General features: G+C 53.1%; 18 protein-coding genes. 1 reads left to right on the forward strand and 17 read right to left on the reverse strand.

Annotation, left to right across the window (positions count from 1 at the left end; all coding sequences use genetic code 11):
- Nucleotides 1-101: 101 nt before the first annotated feature.
- The 10 genes from FE783_RS22740 to FE783_RS22785 form a co-directional block, all read right to left on the reverse strand.
- Nucleotides 102-749, reverse strand: coding sequence for a response regulator transcription factor (locus FE783_RS22740; protein ID WP_138881686.1), 648 nt, complete (start codon nt 747-749; stop codon nt 102-104).
- Nucleotides 730-2,934 carry a sensor histidine kinase gene (locus FE783_RS22745; protein WP_138881687.1) on the reverse strand — a complete coding sequence of 735 codons (2,205 nt, stop codon included), beginning with the start codon at nt 2,932-2,934 and terminating at the stop codon, nt 730-732. Before FE783_RS22745 ends, FE783_RS22740 begins: the two co-directional genes overlap by 20 nt.
- Before the next feature lie 783 nt (nt 2,935-3,717).
- Nucleotides 3,718-5,487, reverse strand: coding sequence for an ABC transporter ATP-binding protein (locus FE783_RS22750; protein WP_158301984.1), 1,770 nt, complete (start codon nt 5,485-5,487; stop codon nt 3,718-3,720).
- A gap of 304 nt (nt 5,488-5,791) precedes the next feature.
- Entirely contained in the window at nt 5,792-6,907 is a 1,116-nt protein-coding gene (locus FE783_RS22755; protein WP_138881689.1) for a Ger(x)C family spore germination protein, read from the reverse strand.
- Nucleotides 6,904-8,004 (reverse strand): GerAB/ArcD/ProY family transporter, encoded by a 1,101-nt coding sequence (locus FE783_RS22760; protein WP_138881690.1) that lies wholly within the window; start codon nt 8,002-8,004, stop codon nt 6,904-6,906. Before FE783_RS22760 ends, FE783_RS22755 begins: the two co-directional genes overlap by 4 nt.
- Nucleotides 8,005-8,048: 44 nt before the next feature.
- Nucleotides 8,049-9,164, reverse strand: coding sequence for a Ger(x)C family spore germination protein (locus FE783_RS22765; protein WP_138881691.1), 1,116 nt, complete (start codon nt 9,162-9,164; stop codon nt 8,049-8,051).
- Complete coding sequence (locus FE783_RS22770; protein ID WP_138881692.1) at nt 9,161-10,261, reverse strand: GerAB/ArcD/ProY family transporter; 1,101 nt, start codon at nt 10,259-10,261, stop codon at nt 9,161-9,163. Before FE783_RS22770 ends, FE783_RS22765 begins: the two co-directional genes overlap by 4 nt.
- Nucleotides 10,258-11,793: a spore germination protein gene (locus FE783_RS22775; RefSeq protein ID WP_420799761.1), complete on the reverse strand. Its 1,536-nt coding sequence runs from the start codon at nt 11,791-11,793 to the stop codon at nt 10,258-10,260. The genes FE783_RS22770 and FE783_RS22775 overlap by 4 nt, the downstream gene beginning before the upstream one ends.
- A 260-nt stretch (nt 11,794-12,053) precedes the next feature.
- Complete coding sequence (locus FE783_RS22780; protein WP_138881693.1) at nt 12,054-12,872, reverse strand: alkaline phosphatase family protein; 819 nt, start codon at nt 12,870-12,872, stop codon at nt 12,054-12,056.
- Between the two features lie 49 nt (nt 12,873-12,921).
- Entirely contained in the window at nt 12,922-14,400 is a 1,479-nt protein-coding gene (locus FE783_RS22785; protein WP_138881694.1) for an arylsulfatase, read from the reverse strand.
- A 129-nt stretch (nt 14,401-14,529) separates the two neighbouring features.
- Here FE783_RS22785 and FE783_RS22790 point away from each other — a divergent pair, with 129 nt between their 5' ends.
- Complete coding sequence (locus FE783_RS22790) at nt 14,530-15,435, forward strand: helix-turn-helix domain-containing protein (RefSeq protein WP_138881695.1); 906 nt, start codon at nt 14,530-14,532, stop codon at nt 15,433-15,435.
- Between the two features lie 16 nt (nt 15,436-15,451).
- On the opposite strand, the gene FE783_RS22795 is transcribed toward FE783_RS22790, so the two are convergent.
- The 7 genes from FE783_RS22795 to FE783_RS22825 all read right to left on the reverse strand — a co-directional run bounded on the left by FE783_RS22795 (nt 15,452) and on the right by FE783_RS22825 (nt 24,870).
- A complete protein-coding gene (locus FE783_RS22795) occupies nt 15,452-16,771 on the reverse strand; it encodes an ABC transporter substrate-binding protein (RefSeq protein WP_158301985.1) in 1,320 nt (439 codons plus the stop codon).
- A gap of 246 nt (nt 16,772-17,017) precedes the next feature.
- The gene (locus FE783_RS22800; protein WP_138881697.1) at nt 17,018-17,851 is read right to left on the reverse strand and encodes a helix-turn-helix transcriptional regulator; all 834 of its coding nucleotides are present in this window, start codon (nt 17,849-17,851) and stop codon (nt 17,018-17,020) included.
- A 135-nt stretch (nt 17,852-17,986) separates the two neighbouring features.
- Nucleotides 17,987-19,270 carry an ABC transporter substrate-binding protein gene (locus tag FE783_RS22805; protein ID WP_138881698.1) on the reverse strand — a complete coding sequence of 428 codons (1,284 nt, stop codon included), beginning with the start codon at nt 19,268-19,270 and terminating at the stop codon, nt 17,987-17,989.
- 6 nt (nt 19,271-19,276) lie between these two features.
- The gene (locus FE783_RS22810) at nt 19,277-20,689 is read right to left on the reverse strand and encodes a sulfatase family protein (protein WP_138881699.1); all 1,413 of its coding nucleotides are present in this window, start codon (nt 20,687-20,689) and stop codon (nt 19,277-19,279) included.
- A 194-nt stretch (nt 20,690-20,883) separates the two neighbouring features.
- On the reverse strand, nt 20,884-22,182 hold the full coding sequence (locus FE783_RS22815; protein ID WP_138881700.1) for an ABC transporter substrate-binding protein: 1,299 nt from the start codon (nt 22,180-22,182) through the stop codon (nt 20,884-20,886).
- Between the two features lie 26 nt (nt 22,183-22,208).
- Nucleotides 22,209-23,501, reverse strand: coding sequence for a CapA family protein (locus FE783_RS22820; protein ID WP_138881701.1), 1,293 nt, complete (start codon nt 23,499-23,501; stop codon nt 22,209-22,211).
- A gap of 334 nt (nt 23,502-23,835) precedes the next feature.
- Nucleotides 23,836-24,870 (reverse strand): LacI family DNA-binding transcriptional regulator, encoded by a 1,035-nt coding sequence (locus FE783_RS22825; protein ID WP_138881702.1) that lies wholly within the window; start codon nt 24,868-24,870, stop codon nt 23,836-23,838.
- Nucleotides 24,871-25,279: the final 409 nt, after the last annotated feature.

Below are 25,279 nucleotides of genomic sequence, written 5' to 3' on the forward strand. Positions count from 1 at the left end.
TGGCGGGGGCCCGACTCCACCTGATTCAAAGCCCGCCTATAGAGGCGGGGGTCTTAACCCGATAAAGTAATCAAAGGCCGGTATCCACCGGCCCCATCCTACTAATACAAATCTTCCGTCGGCAAAATCCCGATGCTTTTGGCTTTTTTGATCACTTCCACCCGCGACCCGACATGCAGCTTCTGGAAAATTTCCGTCAAACTGTACTCCAGGGAGCGCTGGCTGATCATCAACGTTTTGGAAATTTCCTTGTTGCTTTTCCCTTTGGCCAATTCCCGAAGCAGCTTTTCTTCATCGGGAGTAATCGTTGTTTTCTCGCTGTCCGTATCTCCGAGCACGACGATCTCCTGACGCCTCAGCTGCTTGAGCAGCTGCATCGGGATGATCGCCTCTTTGCGCGCGGCGCAGCGTATCGCTTGGATCAGCTGCTCGCGCGTGGACGTCTTGGCGATGAAGCCGGAGACGCCCGATTCCATAAGCAGATTGAAATGAGGGGCGATATCGAAGCCCGAATAGATGAGAATGACGGCATCGGGGACGTAGTCGAGCAGTTTGCGCGTCAGATCGGCACCGTTCATATTCGGCATGTATAAATCGAGCAGCATGACGTCAAATTTTTTCAGCCGCACCAAATCGGGCACGCGATACACATCCGTCTCGATCGTAACGTTCATGTCCGGCTCCGATTCGATCAGCATTTGGGTTCCTTCCACGACCGACCGATGATCGTCAACCAATAAGATTTCCATAGCGTTCACCTTTAAGCTGAGTATTTAGCGGAATCGAAATCGTCACGTGAAACCCGGCTTGCGGAGCGGATTTCAATCCCACTTCCCCTTCCAGACTGAGCACTCTTTTCTCGATGCCCGCAATGCCCATATGCTGAAACGAGCCTTCGAATGCGGACAAATCCATCCCGACCCCGTCGTCCGAATAGGAGAAATGTAGCCGGTCCTTTCCGCCTGTCAGCGCCATCGTCACTTTGTTCGCCTCGGAGTGCTTGGTCGCGTTGTTCAGCAGCTCTTGCACGATCCGGTATACGCCGAGAATTTGCTCTTCATTTAATGCACAATCCATTTGTTCCGCCGAAAATTCGATCTCATAATTGGAAAACATGCGCGTATACGAAAACAGGCTTCTCAACGATTCGGCAAGCCCCATCTTGAGCAGAAAAGGAGGTCGCAGCTCGTTGCACGTAATCCGGATCTGATGAATGGCGTCCAGCAAGCCCTCCTCGATGCGGATCAGCTCCTGCTTCGTTTCCTTGGCGAACGACGCGGACGATCGCAGCGATTCGAGCTTGCGGTACCATATAATCAAATCCTGCAGCACCGAATCGTGCAAATCGCCGGATAACGAGGTCCGTTCCTTCTCCGACAGCCGGAATAACAGCTTCAGCATCCATTTGGGCGTTTCCTTCTTGGTTACCATGTCCTCGAGCCGCTTCATCAAGTCTTCGATCAGATGCAGATTGTCATACAGAATCGTAACGTAATGGACGGCCGTCTCCAGCCATTCCTCCTCGATCGCAAGCATCTCGTGTTCCATCTCGATCCGTAAATAGACGGGCTGCTGCTTCTCGCCGATTTTGATCCATACGTCCGGCATGCCCGCGAGAGCGTGCTCCCGTCCTCTCGGCACTTCCTCGATCGATATCCGGCGCACTTGCAGCACGGCCTTGACCTCATCGATGAGCCGGTTTTCCAGCTCCGCTACTTTCATGACGTTGGCGAGATCGCTGGAAAACCGATTCAAGCTTTGCTGGAGCGATTTATACCTCTCCTCGCTGCGGATCAATTCCCTCTCTTCTCTTTTCCGTTCCGTAATATCTTTTACGATGCCATGGATGCCGTTCAGCTCGCCGGATAAGAAGATCGGAACAAACGTAATGCTTACGATCTTCTCGTCCTGCCCGGAACGGGTGAGCCGGCATTCTATATCCTTCGACTCTCTTTGCTGCATCACCTGGAAAAGCGCTTCATAGACGGACGGATGATCCTCGTCGGCAATTAAACCGATAAAGCAGCGATCGCTAAGCTGATCCATTCGGATGCCGGTTATCTTCTCGAAAGACCGGTTCGCATTGACAAAATAAAAGCCGTTCAACTCGATCGAAAAAACACCGTCCAAATTGTTCTCGAACAAAGACTTGTACCTTTGCTCGCTTTCCTCCAGCGCCAATTCGGAGCGCTTCTTATCGGTAACATCCATCATGATGCCGTCGATCCGTTCGATGGCGCCCGTATGATCCAAATACGGATGCATCGTGATTTTGATCCAACGGGTTTCTCCCGGATGAATCAATCGGAGCGTTTGGACAACGGGCAGCCCCTGATCGAGCTGCTGCTTCACTTCGTTCATAAGAAGGGAATCGTCGTCCGGGTGCATATGGGTATGCATAAGGATAGGTTTGGCGATCACTTCCTGCTTGGGCAGTCCGAATATTTTCTCGATGCTGTCGGAACAGAACGTCATCCGGGAAAAATCTTTATCCGTCGAAACTACCGCGGCGTTTACATTATCCAAAATATTTTCCAGCAGCTGCTCCGTCTGTTTCCGCTCGGTCACGTCTCTCGCGACAGCCACGACATATTGTACATTGCCGTCTTTGTCCAGAACGGGCTTCACTCTGGCTTCGACGTAAACCGTATGACCCTGCACATGGACAAGCCGATACTCCAAATCGACCGGCTGCTTGGATTTGACGGCCTCCGCATGAGATAACCGGACGCGGCTAACATCGTCCGGGTGAAGCATATCGAAAGCATCCATTCCTTCATACTCTTCGACGCTGTAACCCGTTAATGCCCGAATGGAGGGGGATACGTAGCGGACCACGGCTTCGTTATCGACCAGAACAATCGTATCCGACGTATTCTCCGCGACGATCCGGTGCTTCTCGAAAGGCTGTACGACAGTTTGACTATGCTCCATGATCGTATGCGCGCTCCTTCTATGAAGATTGATTGACCCGAGTTACGCTAAAGACTATTATAAAGGATCCCGCCCGGATCAGCGCGCAAAAAAATAGGGGAGGTCCGCAATTTCCGATCATCCGCAGCCAGCCGTATGGAGCGCATAAATATTTCCATGATAGAGATAATAATTCCATTCGAAGGAGTGAAACAATGGGAATTTGGTTTGGTTACATTTCGCTGGCCTTCACGATTCTAATCATTTGGTTTATGCCGAAGCGTATAACGAGAAAAGAAATATATATAACGTGGGGATGGTTAGCGGCTATAACGGTTTACTCGGACCTTGTTTTCGGACTCATTTTGGACCTCTACGATTTCGTGGAGCCCCAAATGAATTTCTTGGACCTGTTCCTTCAAGCAACGCTGCCTCCTTCGTTCGGCATTATATTCATAAACTTCATGCCAATAGAAAAGCGGCCATTTCTTGCGTATTTGGCCGCAGTGGTCTTCATTTCGCTATTTTTCGAGTGGCTTTCCCAACTAACAGGCTACTTGGTATATAAGGGCTGGAAACTTTGGTATTCCGCTCCGTTTTACTTGTTAGGAACGATTTATTTGAGGTGGCACTTGTCTTACTTGAGAAAACATGCCGAACCGCGCGATGGAGCTGTATAGAAGCGGCCGCCATAACCATAGCCGGAGCGCGGTTCGGACTCCCGGGAGACGTAATTCCGCTATCCTTTCGGATCGGATCGAGTTGAAGCCAAATATTTTTGACAAGTCCATTCTGATTCCCCCTTTATACCGCGCTGAACGAATAGGCGGTCTGCTTTTCCCAGTAGCTGCGAAATTTGCCGCCCCGCTGCAGAAGCTCGGATGGGGATCCTATCTCGGCTACTGCGCCGTCTTCAATAAAAACGACCAGATCCGCTTGTCGGACGGTTGACAGCCGGTGGGCGATGATGATTTTCGTGCAGGATTCCGCCCATTCGCCCAAATCCCGCTGGAACGACTGCTCCGTCTCCACATCAAGAGCCGATGTCGGTTCGTCCAGGATGAGAATCGGAGCGCGCCGCAATATGGCTCTGGCAATGGAAATACGCTGCTTCTGCCCGTGAGACAGCTTCAGCCCGCGTTCACCGACGCGCGAATCGTACCCTTCCGGCAGCTTGACGATAAAGTCGTGGGCCTGAGCGAGACTGGCGGCCCGTTCCACCTGCTCCCGGGACGCCGCAGCGCCGGAGAGAGTAATGTTATCTTCTACCGTGGAATCGAATAAATAGATGTCTTGGGACACCAGCGCCATCGAGCTGCGCAAAGAAGCGATCGAATAGCTGTTCAGCGGCATGCCGTCGATCTCGATTCCGCCTCGCTCCGGCTCGTAAAACCGGTACAGCAGCTTCAGAATCGTGCTTTTCCCCGCTCCGCTCGGCCCGACCAGCGCGACCGTCTTTCCTGCCGGTATCGTAAACGAAACGTTTCGGAGCGTCGGATGCTCTTCGAGGTATGCGAATGAGACCCCCCGGAACGCGATTTCCGGCGCTGCATCCGGCATCGGAATACCCGACTCCACATCTTCCTCCGGCAGCCCCATCACCTGATGAAGCTTATTGGCACCGGCAATAAACCGCTGCAGATTGTCGATCACTTCAACCACCGTCGTAAAAGGCTCGGCCACTTTATCCAGCAGCGTGATGAACGCGACCAGCCCGCCCGCTCCGATATGACCGGAGGCCATCATGACAGCGCCTACACCAAGTCCGGCCACATAGCCGATCTGACCCGGGATGTCTTTGCTGATCCCCCGGATGGACCCGAGCTTGGTCAGCAGGACGTTATAATCTACGCCTTTGCGCTGCAGATCGAGCATCTTGGCGTCGACGCGGTTTTCCAGCTGGTTCGCCTTGACCTCTCGGATGCCCTGCAGCGTCTCGCCGATCCGAAAGAAAATATCCCGCGTCACTTCGTTCTGCAGCCGTGCGGCGTTCATGAACCGCTCTTTCATTACCAGATTGCTCAGCAGTTGGAGAGGTCCGATAGAGAAGGCGATCATGCCGAGAAGCGGGTGGACGGTAAGCAGATAAATGCCCACAATAATGAAAGAAATGGGCAGTGCGATAAGCTTCTGAATATCCGCAACGAGAAAGTTTTTGACGATCTCGAGCTCGTTGTGCATCACATTGACGGAGTTGGAGCTGTGGGTTTGTTCATGAAAGCCGAGCGGCAGACGCTGCAAATGGTTGAGAATGTTACGTCGCATCTCGTACACGACCGATTCGTTCAAGTAAGACCTCAACCATTCGTTGCAGAATCGGAGCCCGATGCGGCACAGCGTCAATACCACAAAAGAGGTAAGCACAATGATGAGTACCTTCGCAGGCACATTCGGGGCATGGTCGAACAATCGTCTTCCCGCCTCCGCGAACAACAGGGACACGACCGTAAGTGCAACTTGCGAACCGATCGCTCCTGCGTAATGCAGCTTGTACTTGCCAACCGACTTTATAAAATGCAAGAACACGGGATCGCGAAACAATCCGAATACGGTACGTTTTGCCTTCTGGTCCAATGGAAAATCCTCCTGAGCAGCTGCAGCATGCTTTTGCCGCATTTTCCCATTATCGTAGCACAGCTTCTTGATGTGCGGGAACCGGAAAGCATGATTGAACGAAAATTCTAGGTCCGAACTCGATCAGGACGAAGCTATCCTTCACACCGATCACATTATTGAACGCGTTCCATGTAAAATGAACGCCGATCGGCAGCCATAACCGGACAGCTCCCGCAGCAAAGCCAGGAATACGCCTGCCAGAACAAGATCAAACAGATCGAACGGGTACCCAAAGTCATAACTTGCTCCGTGACCGTACCTTTCACTTTACCGCACCCATATTTTTCAGCTTCACCTTGACGGAAACGTTGATGTCGGCTTTCGCCATCTGCCCGCCCCAATCGTCCTGCACTTGCTTCCAGGCGTCGTACTGATGCGCGCGGGCATACAGCCCCAAGCCGATCGGATCGATTTGTTCGGCTTGAAATTTGCGCATTAAGCCGTCCAGCTGCTTCTTCATCTGCTCTTCGATCGATCGCTGCAGCTTGGCAGAATGCTCCCTTATGTCATATCGGAACAAGCGCTCCACCAGTCCGAACATCATGTGGACGCTGATATCGAAACGGAACTTGTCCTGCTCGTATGCAGTCCGTACGTCTACCTTCAAGCTGTTGACTTCCAGATTGAGTTGGCTCGTATCGATTGCGCCGCCGTCTTTCTCGGACGGAATGGAGAACATGAGCGACAAATCCCCTTTCGTACGCCGCTGCAGCATGAGCAGCAGAGCCGTTTCCTGGGAGCCGAGCGAACCGGTGTAATTCCCATGCTCGTCAAGCAGCGCCGTCCCTTTCACGACTACGTCCTTGTCTTTCTTCACCTCCGAAATCGATGCGGTCATCCCCTTCTCGAACTTTTGCCGGTGCAGCTCCTGCAGCGTAGTTTTGACCGTGATATTTCGGCGGTTGGCCGTATCGATCAGCTTGACCATATGTTGGGGAAGACGGGGCTTGTCCGGCGGAGAGAAGAAGATGACATCCGAAACCGCGCCGTCGACGGCTACCGCCTTCGCATTTACGGCGAATTTCGTATCACGGTATACGACATCGAGCAAAGAAAACCAGTCTTTCTGCTGCAGCAGCCGTTTCCCGATCAGCAGCAGCTGCACTTTGCCCCTCACCGTCAAGCCTGTAGCCAATGTGTCCAATTTCCCTCTCGATTCGCGCATCGTTATCGCCCTTACAGCGTATTCCTCGTTTTTCTTCTTCGCCTCTTTGCTGAACACCGGACTGGACAAATAGTAGACGATACGGTCTTGTTCGTCCATGTCGACGCCCAGCATCAATCCGAGCGTGATTTCCTCGAGATCGTTCCGATCGCCGCAGCCCGGCACGATTGCGAGCAATACCGCGAGGAGCATAATCGGCATCGAGCGCCTCATGCGTTTTTCCTCTTTCTGGCGGCGGGATGCATCCGCAAAATCATCCATAGAAAAAATGGGACTATAAACGCAAAAACCAAACCAAATTGCGAGTACGTTTTCTGCCACATGTCGTTCTCATTGAAGTTCGTCTCATACAGCATGGTGAACATCGAGGCCGCCAGCAAATACAGAAGCAGATGCGGGCTGTGGTTTTGCTTGCCCAGCAGCCGGGTCGTACAGAAGACACACCAATATAAATACGGAATCCAGGTCGTGGAAATGACGAACAAGTAGAAAGCGAGGAACACGATTTCCACCCGCTCCATAAACTTGAATTCGATCACTTTCAACACGCTGAGGGTCGGGTCGTTGACCGTAACAATTCCATCCGGGCCAAAGTAGGCGAAGCAAATCATCGTGATCGCTGCATATACGAGCATGGTCAACGTATTGGCTACCACAATGCCCATGGACGCCCTCTGCTTGTTCTGCAGAAACGGATACAAAAAAAAGGCGAGCTCGAAGCCTTGAAAGGAAGAAAGAGTCAGTTGTACGGTCTGGAGCACCGGCATCCAGCCCTCCTTCAGCAGCGGCAGCATATAAAGCCAGTGGCTTTGCCCGAGAGGAGACAAATATAGAAACGGAATCCACATCAATATGAAGAAAACGAACTCCGCATACCGTCCCAACACCCTAAGACCGTTCCGGACGATGACGTAAGTCGGGATCGCAAACAGGATGAACAGCTTATAATCCTGCGTTAGAGGCAACAGCCATGCTTTAATGAATAAAATCGCCCGCAGCATAATACTGAGTGCGATAAAGCCGAATGCGGCGGCAAACACAATCGCCGCCGCTCTTGCGGTCCATTTGCCGAAATACCGGGCAAGCAAATCGAGCAATGTTCCGTCCGGACAGCTTTTCATCACTTGAACGATCATTAAGCTTGATGCAACAGCGAGCACCCAACCGAGTACGATCGCGATCCAGCCGTCCGTACCCGATTTTTCCGCCAATTCGCGGGGCAGCTGAAGGATGCCGACACCCAGCTGGGCACCGTGGATGAACATAATGTATTGCATCAAGGTGATCTCGTTGTAGGCATATTTCTTCATCAGCTACCCCCGTAACGGCTTGAATCCAACGTCGCTTGCGACCGTTATTTGACGGCTCCCTTTTTCTTGATTTCCACTTTCACGGATACGTTAATATCGGATTTCGCCAACTCTTCTCCCCAATGTTCCTGTACTTGCTTCCACTCCTTGTAGTGAAACGCCCGCGCATACATTCCCAGTCCGAGCGGATCGATCCGATGCGCTTGGAACTTGGCGATAAGAGCCTTCAGCTTCATTCGCAGCTGCTCCGCGATGATCCGCTCCAAATCGATCGATGGATCATCGGCGAACAGCCGCTCGACCATATTAACGCCAAGAGACGCATTCAAGTCGAAATGAAACCGGCCTTTCTCGTATGACGATCTCGTATTGGTCGAGATCCGCTCGGCCATGAAGCTCAGCTTGTTCGTTTCGATCTTGCCTGTGCTCCGCTCGGCGTCGGGAATCGAGATCGTTATCGTCATCTCTCCGACCCGGCGACCCATCAGGATATGAAACAAGGCATTCTCCTCGATACCGAGCGGTAGCGCATACTTTCCTCGTTCATCCAGCAGCGCCGTCCCTTTTAGCTCCAACCCCTTCCCTTTCTTAATTTCGGATATGGAAGGGGTTAATCCCTTATCCGTGACTTGCCGGCGCAATTCTTGCAAGGTCGTCTTCACCGTCAAATTTCTGCGGTAACTCGTATCGATCAGCTTCGTCAAATGGAGCGGGAGACGCGGCTTGTTTTCAGCCTTTTCATAGATGATGTCCTTGACCGGGCCATCGACAGCCACGACTCTAGCTGAAACGGTCGATTTCTCTTCCCTGTAGAAGATGTCGAGCAGCCGGAACCAATCGTCGCTGGCCAGCAGCTTCTTGCCCAGAAGGACAAGCTCGATCTCGCCGCCTACCGTTAGGGCTGTTACCTTTGTATCGAACTTTTCCCTTGCTTCGCGGAACGTCATCGCTTTGACGCCGTACTGCTCCTCCTTGTCCTTGGCCTCTTTACTGAACACCGGGCTTGATTCGTAGAAGATCACGTTGTTGTTCTCATCCAGATCGATACCTACGATAAGAACGATCGTCAAATCCTCGAGATCTTTCCGGTCTCCGCCTCCGCACCCCGACAAGCTCAACGCCAGGAGAACGAGCAGGACAAGCCGACTCTTCCGGTTCATTTGCCGTTCCTCCCTGTGAATCGTTCGTGTATTCGCACATATACGTACAGACATAGCGGGAGCGCGCACGCGAATATCAGGCTGATCTGCTGCATAAGGCCGATCAGCTTCGCATTCAAGTCGTACGACGGTTCGAGCAGGAACGCATAGGCGATGAGCAGCACGAGCATAACCGCCACGGGCAGACGGATATCGCCGGTGCGAAACAGCCGGCTTGCGGAATAAGCGGCGCAAAACAGCTGAGGCATCCAGGTAGTCGAGATCATGAACAAATAAAAAGCGAGAAACAAAATATCGAAACGTTCCATAAATCGGAATTCTATCACCTTGAGCAGGTTGAGCGTCGGCTGACTGTACTGCGTAATTTCGTCGGGACTGAAATAAAGAAAACAGACGAGCGTAATGAGCAGGAAAACGAGAAGTGACAGCGTGTTCGCGATGACGATCCCGATTGAGGCGAATTCCTTGTTCCGCAAAAACGGATAGACGATAAAGGCGACCTCATACCCCGTAAAGGAAAATACGGTCGTGCCGACCGCCGACAAAATCGGCTGAACGCCATCCTTGAACATCGGGAATAAATGCAGTAGATAACTTTCCCTTAGCGGAATGAGCAAAAAAAGCGACAGTGGCACGAACATCAAAAAAACGAGCTCCGCATACCGCCCCAATACGCGAACTCCATTCCTCACGATCAAATACGTCGGAACCGCAAACAATGCGATCAGCATATACAGCGGCGTCCGCGGCAGCAGCCATCCGGAAATCATGATCCCCGCCGACATCGTAATAGCCGTCGCGCAAAAAGCGAAATACAAGGCAAGGCACACCGCTCCGGCTGTCCCCGCCCATCGGCCGAAATATTGCGCGAGCAGATCGATCAGCGTTCCGCCCGGAACCCGCTTCATTGCTTGAATGATGCATAAGCTCGCCGCGACAGAGGCGGCCCAGCCGATAAAGAGCGCCATCCAGCCGTCCGTCCCTCCCGCTTCGGCCAATTCGCGGGGAAGCGACAGCTGGCCGACGCCGACCTGGACTCCGTGAATGAGAAAAACAAACTGCTTCGTATTGATCTCGTAGTTCGCGTGCCCTTTCATTTCCCATCACCTTCGGGGCGATTCGAGCCTTGTTTTTTCAGTTGAACAGACCTTGAGCTAAGCGGTCGGTTGATCATTTTCCATAGCGGCAGCCGGACGAACGTATCTTTCCAATCGGCGAACCGGATCGGGGCGAGCGGACTGCCGTACGGCGTTCCGAGCGACTCGAGCGAGATCAGATGGCCGATCAAGGTCATCAATCCGATAATGATGCCGACGATCCCGAACATCGAAGCGATCAGCATCATCGGAAACCGGAGCAGACGTATGGCGGAAGCCATGTCATAGTTCGGAATGATAAAGGAGGCGATCGCCGTAGTAGCGACGACGATGACCATAATATTGCTCACGATCCCGGCTTGGACGGCGGCTTGACCGATGACGATCCCGCCGACGATGCCGACCGTCTGCCCGATCGGGGCGGGGAGCCGTACGCCGGCCTCGCGCAGCATTTCGAGCGTAACCTCCATCAGCAGCGCCTCGATGATCGGCGGGAACGGAACGCGCTCTCTCGATTCCCCGATCGAGATGATCAGCTTCAACGGGATAACCTCGTAATTGAAGGAAATCGCCGAAATGTACATCGCCGGCAAGAAGATCGCGACAAGAAAACCGGCGAAACGCATGAGCCTGATGAACGTAGCGGTAAGCCAGCGCGTGCTGTAGTCGTCCACGCTTTGAAAAAACGACGTAAACGTCACCGGTCCGATCAGTACACTCGGAGAACGGTCGACCACCACGGCGAATCTCCCTTGCAATATATGAGAAACCGCTGCATCCGGTCGTTCCGTCGTAATGAATTGCGGGAAAGGCGAATATGGATTGTCCTCGATCATCTCGGCTACTTCACCGGTATTAATGACGGAATCGATATCGATTTGCCGAATCCGGTCGGAGAACTCCTGAAGCACTTCCTTGTTGGCAACGTCGGACAAGTACATGATGGACACCTTCGTCTTCCCTCTTCGTCCGACGATAATCGTTTCCACTTTCAATTCTCTGTTCGGGATATACCGGCGGATCATGGCGATATTTTGGCTTCCGGTTTCGACAAACCCTTGATGCGCCCCTTTTAACGACGTTTCGATTTGCGGATCCTCGATGGCGCGCTGCGGCCATCCTTGCGTATCGAACAGCAGCGCTTCCTTGCGGCCGTTCACGAACAGGACGCTGTAACCTTGGAAAATGGCATTCTCGATATCCGGCCAATCGCTCAGCGCTTCCACGCAGCCGATCGTTACCGTGATATTCTCTGCCGTACCGGTTTCGTATTGAAGCGGGCGGAGTACGTTGTTGTTGATCGAGTTTTTATCGACCAAGCCGTCCAAATAGACGAGCGTCGCCTGATCCCCCGTCTGCTTGATGACGAACTGCCGCATAATGAGGTCTGGGGCTTGGCTGAATACGAATTTCATATGATACATATTTTCCTGCATATGTTCGCTGACCGGAATGTCGGCATGCCGATTGACCGGCGTCCGGCTCTCCGGACGGTTATGCCGCTTCTTCGCCGCCCGCAACCACTTCCCCAAAAATCCCACGGCATTCGCCTCCCCGGCCACATAGAGACAAGTTCCACATTATTACAAGCCAAATATAGGGTGCCTGCGAAACCGGACTATTATGCATCCCGGCGTGAGTTGTCGGTCGCAGCTGCTATTTCTCGCGCCCGACTCCTTTCTCGGCGAATAAAAGTCCCGGCAGACCGTCATCCCGAACGAGCAACGCAAAAAACAGGCAGCCGGATATGAACCAACTGCCTGCTCTCCGTTACTTTTTCGAGATTCCGTGCCTAATCCGCGAACAGCCCTTGCGGCAGCTTCGCTTCCCACGACGGCGGCGCCGTGACTCCCAGCGCGCGGGCGACGACGGCGGCCGTATCCGCAATCGTGAGCCCGGCTGGAACGGCCGAGCCCGGCTCGATTCCCGGGCCCGCCGCCACCCAGAAAATCGTCTTGTCCAGCGGGTGATCGCTGCCGTGGCGGGTCGGGTGCTCTCCGCCCCCTCCATGGTCGGTCACGGCGATGATCAGGCCGTCCCCGAGCATCCCGACCTCTTCGATCGCGTTAAGAATAACGCCCATATTCGCGTCCGTCTCCTCGATCGCCGAATGCTGTCCCGGTGTATCGTACCCGTAGCGATGACCGGCCGCGTCCGGCAAATCGAGCTGGACGAACATCAGCTTCAGATCGGGATGCTCCCGGATGTAAGCGGCCGCGGCGTGTGCCAAATCGCCGTCCTTCATGGACACTTTATGGACGCCTGACGTCGTCTCGATAATGCCGTGATTGATCGGATACCAGGCGCTGAACGAAGCGAGCCCGGCGTCGGGATAAGCGTCCCGCACGACCCGAAAGACGGAAGGGTACGGCGAGTCGTCCGGATAAGTCTCGCTGCTGACCTTTTCATTGGTCAGAAGGTGCTTATCCGGCTCTACCCCGTGCAGGAGCGTTCCCCAGCACTGCGCGCTGATTGTGGGCGAAGCGGTTTGGACGTCGAAGCCGGATGCCCCGTCGCGCATAAGCCGGTCCAAGTTCGGCGTATCGGCGTTTCTTACGAAAGTGCCCGCCCCGTCCCAGCCGATAATAAATACGCGTTCGATATGATTCATATGCACGACCTCCTTATTAAGCATTTCGCCGGCTGTTACACAATTTCCTTCAATTCGTAGCCCGGTTGCCGCTCCAGCGCTCCATCCGCTCCGCGAATTTGGGCGGTACGATACGCGGTTTCCCCGCCTGGCAGACGAGCCGCCCGCCCTCGGTCAACCCCGCCGCCCGCGGCGTAAGCGTCCGGACGAGCCTTTCCCTCCATATACGGAGTTCCGCCGCGTATTCCGGCCTCCCGGCCAAATCGCCGCACTCCCCCGGATCGGCGGCCAGATCGAATAATTGCTCCGTCCCGAGCCGGGCAAGCCATATATATTTCCATCTTCCGTCCGTCAAAAAGTGCATCTCCTGTTCCTCCGAATAACAGATACCATGCTCGCCGTGCAGGTACGCCCGCCAATCGGCCTGCTCTCCGCGCATTAGCGGCAGCATGCTCCTTCCGTCTACCGCCTGCGGAACAGCCGCCCCTACCGCCTCCAGTATCGTCGGCATAATGTCCTGCAGCCCGACCACCTTGCCGGATTCTTGCACCCCGGAGCGCCCCATCGACGAAGGCAGCCGGACAATCATCGGAATGTGGGCCGAGCCTTCGTAGCCGTACGTTTTGCGCCACATATGGTGATCCCCGAGCATATCTCCGTGGTCCGATGTAAATATAATGAGCGTATTGTCATAGACGCCCATATTTCTCATCTCGTAGAACAGCCTTCCGATCTGATGATCGATATGCGAGATGTTGCCGTAATAGCCAGCCCGCGCGCGATGAATTTCCTCGTCGGACCGTCTTCCTCTCCAAGCTTCGGGATGGACCGCGCGTACGTCGTGCACGCCCGCCCAATCGCCTATGTACGGTTTGGGCAATGTTTTGCGCATATACATCTCGAAGTAATACGGAACGGCATCGTATGGAGAATGGGGACGGGCAAACGACGTTTTCAGGAAGAACGGCTTCTCCGGATCGCGCTGCTGCAGGAAACGGATCGATTCGTTCACCGTCCAGTTCGTCGGATGCAGAAATTCGGGCGCGTGGTACGGTCTCGCCATCCAGGAATTCCATGTAATCCCGTGGTCGATATAACCGTAGTCCCCGGTCTTCCGTTCATCGAACCACCTTCTATAGTCGGACACGAAGCCGGGGTTGCCCACCCGTCCCGATTCGTCCAGCACGGTATGGTGAAACCCGTTCAAAGCTCTTTGCGGCTCGAAATGCATTTTCCCTACGCCGTACGTATGGTAACCCGCCTTCGCCAATTCGCCGGGAAGCGTATGCTCGAATCCTCCACCCATCCCTTTCGCCTTGCCTCCGCCCGTCGAATAGATCAGGCCCGTGTTCCAGGGGTCCATCCCCGTCAGAAGCGAGGCTCTGGCCGGAATGCAGGAAGGCGAGCAAGAATAGGCGTTCGTAAATAACGTGCCTTCGGCGGCGAGCGAATCGAGATAGGGCGTCTCGATCGCCTCGTTCCCGCAGCAGCTCAGCGTATCCCACCGCTGCTGGTCTGTCATAAGCAGCAGCACATTCGGCTTGTTCATACGGTCCTCTCCTTTCGATTGCACGATACTACCGGTTCTGTTTTTTTGACATATATTCCGGCACATCCTATATGCTATGATGGCATCATACCGGTTCGAATCTTGTATGGCGGGAAGGGGCCAAAGGCCATGTTTATCCTCAACGAATCGTTCTATCTCGATTATCTTCAGATCAAAGTGCGATGGATTCGGAGCATGTACAAGCCTGTAACCTATAAGTCCGACATGCAGTATCCCCATACGATCGCATGGCTCGTATTCGAAGGCTCGTGGCGGATGATCGTCCAAGGCAAAGAACAGACAGCCAAAGCCGGCGATCTGCTCCTCTTCCCTCCCAATACGCTGATCGGCCTGCAAGCCGGTGAAGGCTCGATCCGCTATTTATCGATGTGCGCGGATTTGAAAATCGGCAACCTCGACCTCGTTACGCTGTACGGCCTTCCCGCCTTGACGCCGCTTCCTTCCTCGGCGGAGCGGGAGAAGCTCGTATCGATATGGCGCCATTCGGTGCAGGCGTTCGATACGCTCGGAGAGCTCATTACCTCCAGGAAGCCGGCAACTGCTCCGTCCGACGCCAACACGCATATGATTCACACCGATGTTTCCTTGAGCTTCCTTGGCTTGCAGGGCCTTGTATACCAATGGCTGCAGCAATTTCTGACGATTATGAGGCACCGGCTGCCGGACGAGCCGCTCCGCTTCGATCACCGGGTGATGAAGGTGTGCGATTATATTCAGCACCATATCGACGAGCCGCTTCGTCTGGACGAGCTCGCCGGACACGTCCATTTGAGCGTCAGTCATCTCAGCCATTTATTCGTGAAAACGTTGGGGCTATCCCCGCTCGAATATGTGCGCAAAGCAAGAATCCAGCTGACCAAGGAGCTTCTGATGCACTCGACGCATACGATCAAAGAAATATCCGAGAGAATCGGCTACAAGGAGCAGAGCCAGCTGAGCCGATTGTTTCAGCAAAGCGAAGGGATGAGCCCGAATCAATTTCGCAATGCCGTTCATGCGTCGTTGTCGATCTAACAACTTACCGGGACGGCTACTTTTTCTTCTCCGCGTCTATTTCTTTCCGGGCCGCTTCCGCCGCGTCTCTCAGCGCCGTATTGACGTCTTTTTTGCCGGTTACGATTTCCTGAAACGCCGTATTCGCTTTGCCGCTCGCGATCCCGTTATATTTATCCTTATTCGAGATCGGAGCCGATTTTTCCGGGAAAAACGATTTGATATTTTTGCCGGCGTACGCCTTCTGGTTTTGCGCATAAGCGTTTTTGACGTCCGAGCTTTTCACGGTCGGGATCGTCCCGTCCTTGGACTGCTTCAGCTGGAACTCGTCGGAGGTCAAATAAGCGAGAATTTCGAACGCCTGCTCCTTGTGCTTGCTCATGCTTGCGATGCTGAAGTAGGCGGGCGACTGCTGCGGTGCGGTCCCCATCGCTTCCTTGAAATAAGGCATCGAGATGACGTCCCACTTGAACGTCGCGGGCGAAGTGAGCATCTGGCTTCCATAGTAGGCATACATGGCCGCTCTCTCGTCTTTCTCGAACAAAGCCATATGCTTCGTGAGCAGGTCGTTCACGTATTCATTGCCCGCGATCTGATAAAACCGGGAGAAGTTGTTCACGACCGCCTTGAATTTGTCGTCCTCGATCATCACTTTATCCGTCTTCGTATCGTAAGCGGGCACCGACAGCTGGTTATTCGTAAACATATGCGAGTACGACGTAGTCAGGCCGAAATATTGCACGCCTCCGTCCACGCGGGTCAGCTTCCGCGCCAAATCGTAAATTTCGTCCCAGGTCGAGCCTTCCTTCGGATAAGCGACGCCGAATTTATCGAACATATCTTTATTGTAGAACAGGTTGAACGTATTCGTCCGGACCGGCAGCCCGTACATCCCGCCGTTTGCATAGTCCTTCATAAATTGAACCGAGGACGGCTCCAGACGGCTCAAATCGTATTTGTATGTTTTGATCAGCCCGGATATGTCGTACTGCAGCTGGTAATTGACCAGCTCGTTGATCGTGCTCGTAGAGGAAATGATAATATCGATCGGCTGTCCCGACGACAAGAGGTCGGCCGTCTCGGTTCCTTTGCCGAACTGAACGAATTTCACGGTCACATGCGGAAATTTCTGCTTGATGTCGTTTCCGTTCTCGTTCATGAATTGCTCCGGCGTTCGTCCCGCATTGGGCGAATAAAACACGATCTCTACCGGCTCCTTGCGCGCCGGGGCTTCTCCCGCCGGCTGTGCGGCTTCCTTGCCCGCCGTATTGCCTCCACCGCCGCAAGCCGTCGCAAGCGAGGCAAGCAGGACTGCCGCCGTAACCGAACCGATGCTTTTCGCATAAACCTTTTTCATTTGCATCCCCCCTGGATTCGCCCTTATTCTCCCCGAAGCAAACCTTTCCTTACACGATAAGCATCCATAAATAAAACGCTTACAACTTAATCCTATCACGGGAGGAAGCCGGCTTCCCATGGCAAAACTGTTGCTCTTTTTGACATTTCTTACGGTCGTATGAATGGATGCAAACAAAAAAGCCCCGCGGCCGACCCTCTTTCCATACAGAGGTCCGGTTGCCGGGCTTATCACGTCGATGCCGCGTTAAATGGAAGGCAAAGCATGCATCTTGCGAAAAACCGAAGGATTCATCTTCGTATATTGGGTGAACATGCGGCTGAAATAGTAACCGTTATCATACCCGCACAGCTGAGCGATATGATCCAGCGTGTAGTCGGTTTGGATGATCAGCGACTTGGCTTTCTCCATCCGGATGGAGAACAAGTAACGCGAAGGAGATACGCCGAACACTTTCTGGAAGCGGCGGGTGAATTGAACGGGATGCAGGTCGAGCTGTACGGCGATGTCTTTCATCTGGACGTTCTCGAAAGCATGGTGCTCGATCCGGCTTTTCGCCGCCTTCATGAGAGGATCGTGAACGATATTGCCGTACTGGACGAGCGATTCCGCCTGCATGCAGAACAACGACCAGATGTCGCTGATGAAGTGGGTCGTCCATCTCCGGCTGTTCCAATCCCCCTTCCCGTATACCGCGAGCAAGTTCCGGTAATTGTTGGACAATCGATCCTGCTCGGGCGTCGTAAATTTATACCCGTAAAGATTGCGCAGCAAATGAACGATATGTTCCTCCTCGACCTCCCCGGCCCCCCGGTAACGAAATCGCGAGTAGAAAAACGACAGCGGATCGATCATCTCGCGGCAAAATTCCGTTTGCGGAGGACAGAGCACGATATCGCCGGCTGCGGCTACTCCGGGAATACTGCCGATCGTAAACGAAAACCGGCCGTCTTCGACGGCGATCATCGTCCATACGTTGTCCCGGCTTACAGAGGACTTGAACTGCGACTTCGCCTTCCAATATTCCGTCGGTCCGTAAATACAAAGCGGATACTCGAAGAAATCGCCCGAACCTCCCATAGCATCCTCCTCGCGGATTGGTTACCATTTTTTCTTCATCTTACCACGTCGGATCACAAATTAAGAGTGGTTTGGAAACGTTATCGGCCGCAAAAAAGCCTTGAAGACGAATGACGGTCCCCAAGGCTTCTATTCTTATTTTATCGCGGCCATTTCCTTCGTGGCGGCTTCAGCGGCTTCGCGCAGCGCGGTTACGGTATCTTTGGTACCCGCGCTTATATCGTTGAACGCAGCTTGCACTTTCTTCTCGAACAGGTCGTCGTATTTGGTTCTCGTCGACGGAGAAGCCCGTTTCGCCGGGAAAAACGCGCTCACGTTTTTGCCTTTGAATTTGCCCGATTCCTGGTCGAACGCTTTAATAATATCCGGATTGGTAACGATCGGCATCGACCCCGCCTTGGACTTCTTCATTTGGTATTCGTCGGACGTCAGATCGGCCAATATTTCGTAGGCGACGTCTTTGTTCTTGCTCGTGCTGGCGATATTCATATAGGTGGCGTACACTTGCGGCCCGATCCCCGGCGCTTCCTTGAAGTACGGGAGCGACACCGCATCCCAACTGTCGAATCCCCAGTTGCCGCTTTGGAACGCCATCATCGCCGTCTTCTGGTCTTTGCTGAACGAATCGGTAGTCGCCTTCTCATTGCCGGATATGCGCGCGAATCTCGTAAAATTGTCGATAAACAGCTTGAACTTGTCGTCGTTCAGCGTAGGCTTGTTCGTCTTCGGATCGAGGTACGACAACGATAGCTGGTTGACGTTGAACATGAACGGATATCTCGTCGCGAAGCCGTAGTAATCCGTGCCGCCCTCCGAGCGGGTAAGCTTCTTGGCGAGCTCATACACTTCGTCCCAAGTCATGCCGTCCTTCGGATACGGGACGCCGAACTTGTTGAATAGATCTTTGTTGTAAAACAAAGCGACAGCCGTATTGCTGATCGGCAGCCCGAAAATGCCGCCGTTCGCGAGCTGTCTCTGGAACTCGATCGCCGTAGGCTCCAGACGGCTCAAATCGTATTTGTTTTTCTTGAGCAGATCGGACATATCGAACAGCAGACCCGCTTCCATCAAGATAGGAAAGGAGAATACCGAATTGATGATCAGGTCGATTTTCTCGCCGGATGCGATCACTTCCTGCGGCATCGTGCCTTTGCCCGTGGCGATGAATTTGACTTTGACATGCGGGAATTTCTCGGTAATCCGCTTGCCCTCTTCGCTCGCGAGGAACGTCTCGAGCGTCGCGCCCGAGTTCGATGCATTATAGATGACGAGCTCGACCGGCTCTTTGCTTGCCGGCTTCCCCGGCTGCTCGGCGGAAGGCTTCGCTCCGTCCCCGGTTTTGCCGCAGCCGGCCAGTGCGACGGTCAAGGCGGCGCCGATGCAGACGGCCGACAAGCTTTTGCGTAAGTTGTGATTCATGTGACTTCACTCCTTCAGGTTATCGTTCCCAATCTGCAGCATAAAAGGATCGTCGATTTTCCTCAGCCAGCCTTGCAGCTGCCGCTCCAGCTCGAGGGCAACCGGATCGGTCCGCGCATCCTCGATTGGCCGGGGGTTCATCTGATAAGGGTCGTTCTCGTTATCGTACAAGAGCCGTTTCGCCCCAGCCGCTCCGAAAGGCTTGTCTACGACATACGTATAGTTCGCGGTCCGAACGCCCCGCCAGCCGTATGCATGGATATCCAGACCTCGGTTGCGCGCCGCCTCGTGTTCTTTCACCGAGCCTGGATAGTGGCAGATGAAGGTCGAAGTCGGCTTGTCCGCCTCCAGTCCCTTGAATACGTCCGATAAATCCCGGCCTTCGACCCGCTCGGGGACTGGAATCCCTAACAATCCGAGCAGCGTGGGTACCATGTCCGCGCTGTTGAACAGAACGTCCTCCCGGCCCCTTCTCAGCTTCCCGGGCCACCGGATGAAGAACGGGATGCCGATCGACTCTTCGTACCAAATGTTTTTATGCTCCAGCCAGCCGTGCGCCCCCATCGTCTCGCCGTGATCCGAAGTCAGCACTACGATCGTATCGTCTGCAATCCCCTCGTCCCGAAGCGACTGCAGCAGTCTCCCGAACTGGTCGTCCATCCCCGTAACGGCCGCGTAATACTGCAGAAGGTGCTTCTCCGCCTGCTGCTTTCCTTCGCCGGTCACATTGGGCCGCAGCACGAGCGAATCGTCATCGTACATCTGCCGGTATTTCTCCGGCACCATATGGAACGGCTGGTGGGGCGGATTCCACGAGACGTACAGGGCGAACGGCTTCGAACGGTCGCGGCGCTGAATGTAGTCGATAGCGACGTCTGTCTCGTGCGCCAGCGACCACTCCGACACTCGGATCATCTCGGGCGAATCTTTCCAGTAGTGCGGAGCCATATGGTTGTCATAAGCGCCGTACGAATACCAGAAATCGAAGCCGAACCGTGCCGGTCCCGGCGGCGTGTAAGCGTCCCAACCGCGCGCTCCGGATACCGGCTCAGGGGTTACGTTCTGCTCCGGTAAATCGAGATGCCATTTGCCGATATATCCGGTCTCATATCCCGCATCCTTGAGCATGCTGCCTACCCCGATCTCGTCCGGCTTCATCCGGATCGGCAGCCCCGTCTTGCAGTTCGACGTCACCCCCGTCGACAGCGGGAACCGGCCTGTCATCATCGTCGAACGATTCGGCGAGCATAGCGGAAAGCAGCTGATCGCCTGATCCAGCACAAGACTGTCTGCGGCAAATTTGTCGATGTTCGGCGTAATGACGGGATCTTCGTTACGGAAGCCGACAGCTTGTCTGCGCCATTGATCCGCGAATACGAACAGCACATTCGGCCGCCTTTGTCCGTTTCTCTCTTTCAATTTCAATCCCCCTATTTATGAAAACGCTTTACAAATCTATTGTAGCAATACGTCAAGTATAAAGATTTAGACAGATCGGTAATGGTTTTGGATTTTCCCGATATCACGCATGAAGAAGGACCGGAAGCCTGCTTGAGGCCGATCCGGTCCTTATCTTTCAAAAAGGCAGCTTGCTTATATGGAAAAACAAAAGCTTACTTTTTTACTGCGGTGGCCAGCGCCGCGTCGGCTTTTTCCTGCGTTTCCCGAAGCATCGTGTTTATATCGGTTTCACCGGCCCGGAGCCGATCCGCCAACGGATTGATGAACCCGAGCACGACCGTATCGTACGCGGTGCTGTTTTCACGCAGCTTGCCCGGCGTTGTTTTGAAAATCGCCGCCAAGTTTTTGCCCGCCAAATACGGAAGCTGCGATCCGAAGCCCGTCAATATTTTGGAATCGACCAGTGCCGGCACTCGGCCGTATTGGCTCAGTTCCGTTTGAACTTCATCGGATGTAACAGCTTGAATCACTTGAAAAGCTTGCTCTTTATGTTTGCTGCTCGCGCTAATCGCCAATGAATGGGCATCGACCTCTCTTCCCGTTCCCAAATTTTCTTTAAAGTTGGGAAGCCCGGCAACGTCCCAGCGGAAATCAGGATCTTTTGCGGCGGCGTTAATCGATGTGAGCAGCCAATCCGGCTGCATCGCCGCGGTTTTCGATCCGAACAAATTGGCTTTCGTCGCGCCGCCCGGAATCGCGAATGCGGTTTTATAAAATTCCAGTATTCGTTTCCATACGGCTGTATCCACGAGCGCTTTACCGTTCGGATCCAAGTAAGATACGGACAACGATTGAACGAATTGCGACAAGCTGGATAAGTTAATCCCCACGTACTGCACACCGTTTTCCTTTCGGGTCAATTTCCGGGCCAGCTCCAGCGATTCGTCCCACGTCATCAAGTCTTTCGGGTAAGGGACGCCAAACTTGTCGAACACATCCTTGCTGTAAAATAGGGCGCCGACGTTTTGCGCCCAAGGGATCGCGACCAAGCCGCCCTCCTCTTTTTTTCTTTGAAGCGAGGCGATAGCGGAAGGCTCGAACCGTTTCGTATCGAATTTATTCGACTTTACGAAATCGTCCAGACTATAGACGGTTTTGGCCAGCAAAAAATCATTGATATCTTTATTGCTGACGAAGATAAGATCGGGAAAATTGCCCGCCATCAAATGGCTTGCGATCGCATCTTGCGCCGTCCCCGAATTTTTTTTGACTAACTTCAGCGTAATGTTCGGGTACCTCTTGGCAACCGGCTTCACATAATACCGTTCGAACTCTTCGTCCGTAAGCGGGTTCCAGCTTAGGATCGATATCGTTACCGGCTCGTTGGAGGGCGCTTTAACAGTAGTTCCGCTATTTTTAGCGCTGTCTTGGCCGCTGCAGGAAACAGCGATCGAGGTTATGAATAGGGCCGATAGCAGAAGCTTGATCCGCATCTTTTTAGTATTCATCATGGCGGGCTCCCTTTCCCCGTTTTCGATTATATGGATTGCCGTTCAGCGTCGAGGTTGACGGCCTCGATCAAGGAATATTGCAGCCAATAATGGACGAGCTCCTTCGCCCATGCGGGAGAATCACCGAACGTTCCGTTCATGACCCGCTTCATCGCCTGGATATAAAGCTCTCTGTGTGCAGGGGTGAAAAATAAATTAATCAGATGGGACGTTGCTTTCAGATCGCGATTTCGCAGCCCTCCCGCACCGACCTCCAGCCTGCGGGCAATATGCTCGATGCCCATCCGGTCCATGAATGCGTTCCATATTTCCTGAATGGCGACCGGATTTGCCAAAAACCTTGTAACGCGCGTCATATCTTCGGCAAACTTCGCCCTCATATTCGCGCTCATCAAGCGAACGCCGTCCTTATGAACTTGATAAGGCGTTACTTCCAAGCCTGTTAGGACCGAGCCGGACAAATCCAAATGCACGATATACCCGGCATGCCTGTAAAACGCCGGATCCGTCTGCCAAAATACGAAATTGCCCAGGCTGTAAACAATCGGCACCCCGTGGTGCAGCTCGATCCCCTGCGGTACGTGCGGATGATGAGCGATGACCGCATGCGCCCCCATTTCGGCGATCGCCCTTAAATCATGAACGACATAGGGTGGCGGTGTCGGCGTATGCTCGCGTCCGCCGTGAAAGATAACGATAATGACGGCGTCCGTTTGCTGCAATTGGCGGATTTGGCTTTGTACGCGATGCAGCTCCAAGCCGTAGGCTCCGGGTCCTCCGTCGACCGAACGGCATTCCTCGCCCTCCGAGCAGTTGATAATCGCCACACGGGTCCCTTTTACCTCGGTGATAAGCGGCTTTTCCGCTTCGGCGCCGTTCATTCCGCCGCCAACGGTTTGAATACCCGCCTGTTGCAGCACTTGAATCGTTTCGGCCAACCCTTCGGCGCTTAGATCAAGAGTATGGTTGTTGGCCAAACATCCGATGTCGAACGGGACAGCCTTTAAAGCGTTTACGGTCCGCGCATCGGCATGAATCAAAAAGCGTTTGTCGTTCCCCCCTTTGGCGGCAAGCGGGGCGCCCCGATCGCCAAGCACCGTCTCCACATTAACGATCCGCAAATCGCTGTTTCGGATATACGGCAGAAGATCGCCGTATACTTGTTCGGGACGGTTGATCATCAGAGATTCCAGAATATCTTCTTCGCCCCAAATCTGTTTGGCTCCCCAATCGGCCGCAATCGTTATTCGCCACTGATGTTTTGCCGGATCGCCTTGCGCAATGTCCATCTTTCCAGTCGTCCAGTTCATAACCGTCATAGGTAGTTCGTTTCCTTTCGTTAATAAGATGGAGATTCACGCGCGTGATTTACTAAGTAAAGATTATCGGATTACCGAAATGCGAGCCTTCATTGCAAACTTGATCCCTATCAATAATACTTCACGCGCGTGATTTTTTAAAAAAGTTCCCCCGAAAATATACGAAATAAGCCCAAAACTTTATTTTGGGGGTTGTAAACAGCACCTCCTTGCTATTTATCGCACGGCTTACAAAAAATCACCCGCGTGCTGTATCGAAGTAACTCAAATTGTAGTTAATTTTGTTGACCTTGTCAACGACTTTTTTGAAAGTGCTTTCATAAGGATGATTCGTTCAGTGCGCGGTGTACATGGCCGTAGATTCACGGTCAATCAGTTCATAGTCCAACAATAAACTTGTTGAAAATCCTTTTTCGTTCGCATGGATCCGCTTCAATAGAAGCTCCGCAGCCTTCTCGCCGCCCTCGCTGAGCGGAAATCTCATCGACGTCAGCTGCGGAATCGTCACATCGGCATACAGGTCGTCAAATCCGGCCACGGAGCAGTCTTTCGGAATCGATACGTTTTTTTCTTTCAGCAAATGCATAATTCCTAGCGCGACGTCGTCATTGCATCCGATAAAGGCGCTGGCGTCTTTGACTCTGTCCCATTCCTGCATCAGCAGATCGTAAGAAAATTTCGTAAGGCTTTGATAATCGCTCGGTTTAACCGCGCTCTGTTTATCCCCGATTACGACGGGTTGAAGCCCATAGCTTTGCATCGCTTTTTTGTAGCCATCCATTCGTCCGGAAGAATACGTATTCGCGACAAAAACGATGTTTTTGTGCTGCAGCTTTACTAAATGTTCGGTTAATTCAAATCCCGCTTTGATATGATTGTAACGAATGCCGTCAATATCTTCATGGATAAAGCCTCGCGTAGTCGTATTAATGGCAATGCCCGTATCCAATAATCGGATTAAATTGTCGTCATCGCTGGGACTGGTTGCGCCCGACAAAAAAGTAACGCCGGATACGCGCTGCTGCTTGAGCATTTCCAATGTCAAGGTCAGGTTGTCGCCTTGCGGCTCAACATAGTATAAGATAACTCCATAGTGATGCTTTCTGGCGGTTCTTTGAAAATTTTGTACGAATGGAGCATAAATTCCGCTCTTCATCTCCGGCAAAACGATAGCAAGCACCGTATTCTTACCGGTCACAAGTCCGCTGGCGAAGTGATCTTTACGGTAACCGAGCTCTTCGATCGCCTGCTGCACCCGCTTGATTGTTTTCGCCGACACCGACCCTTTGCCGGATATCGCTTTGGAAACCGTTGTTCGGTCAAGCTTCAGATGATCGGCGATGTCTTGCATGGTGATGTTTTTATCCATTAAGTTTCCACCCGCTTGTGTTTCAAATATTGATCCGTTAATTCGACATTATACCAAAATAAACGGCAAAGTTCATACAAGCTAAAAGGAGCCCCCCCGGGCTCAATGTCATTAAGTTAAGGCGAAGAGCCCAAAATTAAGAACAAGAGCAGGTTATCGAAAAGATAGCCCGCTCTTTTTTTGCACGAAAATAAAAAATAGAACTTGACAAACAGTTGGTATGTGTGGCGAAGCCCCTTGAAAAACGAGGAGGTTACGCCAATGGATGAGTACGCGAATTCACTAAAAGAAACGCTGACATCCCTCATACGAGAAATGGCAGCTGCACCAGCACCTTATGTCAAAAATCCTGAAAAAGATTTTACCCGCAAGAAAAAGCTGCCCTTTGACACGGTTATGCAACTCCTGA

This window comes from Paenibacillus mesophilus, assembly GCF_005938385.1.
GTDB lineage: Bacteria > Bacillota > Bacilli > Paenibacillales > NBRC-103111 > Paenibacillus_AB > Paenibacillus_AB mesophilus.

Coding starts and splice junctions, on each gene's coding strand:
- FE783_RS22740 (WP_138881686.1), bottom strand. CDS start 749: ATGGAAATCTTATTGGTTGACGATCATCGGTCGGTCGTGGAAGGAACC.
- FE783_RS22745 (WP_138881687.1), bottom strand. CDS start 2,934: ATGGAGCATAGTCAAACTGTCGTACAGCCTTTCGAGAAGCACCGGATC.
- FE783_RS22755 (WP_138881689.1), bottom strand. CDS start 6,907: ATGAGGCGCTCGATGCCGATTATGCTCCTCGCGGTATTGCTCGCAATC.
- FE783_RS22760 (WP_138881690.1), bottom strand. CDS start 8,004: ATGAAGAAATATGCCTACAACGAGATCACCTTGATGCAATACATTATG.
- FE783_RS22765 (WP_138881691.1), bottom strand. CDS start 9,164: ATGAACCGGAAGAGTCGGCTTGTCCTGCTCGTTCTCCTGGCGTTGAGC.
- FE783_RS22770 (WP_138881692.1), bottom strand. CDS start 10,261: ATGAAAGGGCACGCGAACTACGAGATCAATACGAAGCAGTTTGTTTTT.
- FE783_RS22780 (WP_138881693.1), bottom strand. CDS start 12,872: ATGAATCATATCGAACGCGTATTTATTATCGGCTGGGACGGGGCGGGC.
- FE783_RS22785 (WP_138881694.1), bottom strand. CDS start 14,400: ATGAACAAGCCGAATGTGCTGCTGCTTATGACAGACCAGCAGCGGTGG.
- FE783_RS22790 (WP_138881695.1), top strand. CDS start 14,530: ATGTTTATCCTCAACGAATCGTTCTATCTCGATTATCTTCAGATCAAA.
- FE783_RS22795 (WP_158301985.1), bottom strand. CDS start 16,771: ATGAAAAAGGTTTATGCGAAAAGCATCGGTTCGGTTACGGCGGCAGTC.
- FE783_RS22800 (WP_138881697.1), bottom strand. CDS start 17,851: ATGGGAGGTTCGGGCGATTTCTTCGAGTATCCGCTTTGTATTTACGGA.
- FE783_RS22805 (WP_138881698.1), bottom strand. CDS start 19,270: ATGAATCACAACTTACGCAAAAGCTTGTCGGCCGTCTGCATCGGCGCC.
- FE783_RS22815 (WP_138881700.1), bottom strand. CDS start 22,182: ATGATGAATACTAAAAAGATGCGGATCAAGCTTCTGCTATCGGCCCTA.
- FE783_RS22820 (WP_138881701.1), bottom strand. CDS start 23,501: ATGACGGTTATGAACTGGACGACTGGAAAGATGGACATTGCGCAAGGC.
- FE783_RS22825 (WP_138881702.1), bottom strand. CDS start 24,870: ATGGATAAAAACATCACCATGCAAGACATCGCCGATCATCTGAAGCTT.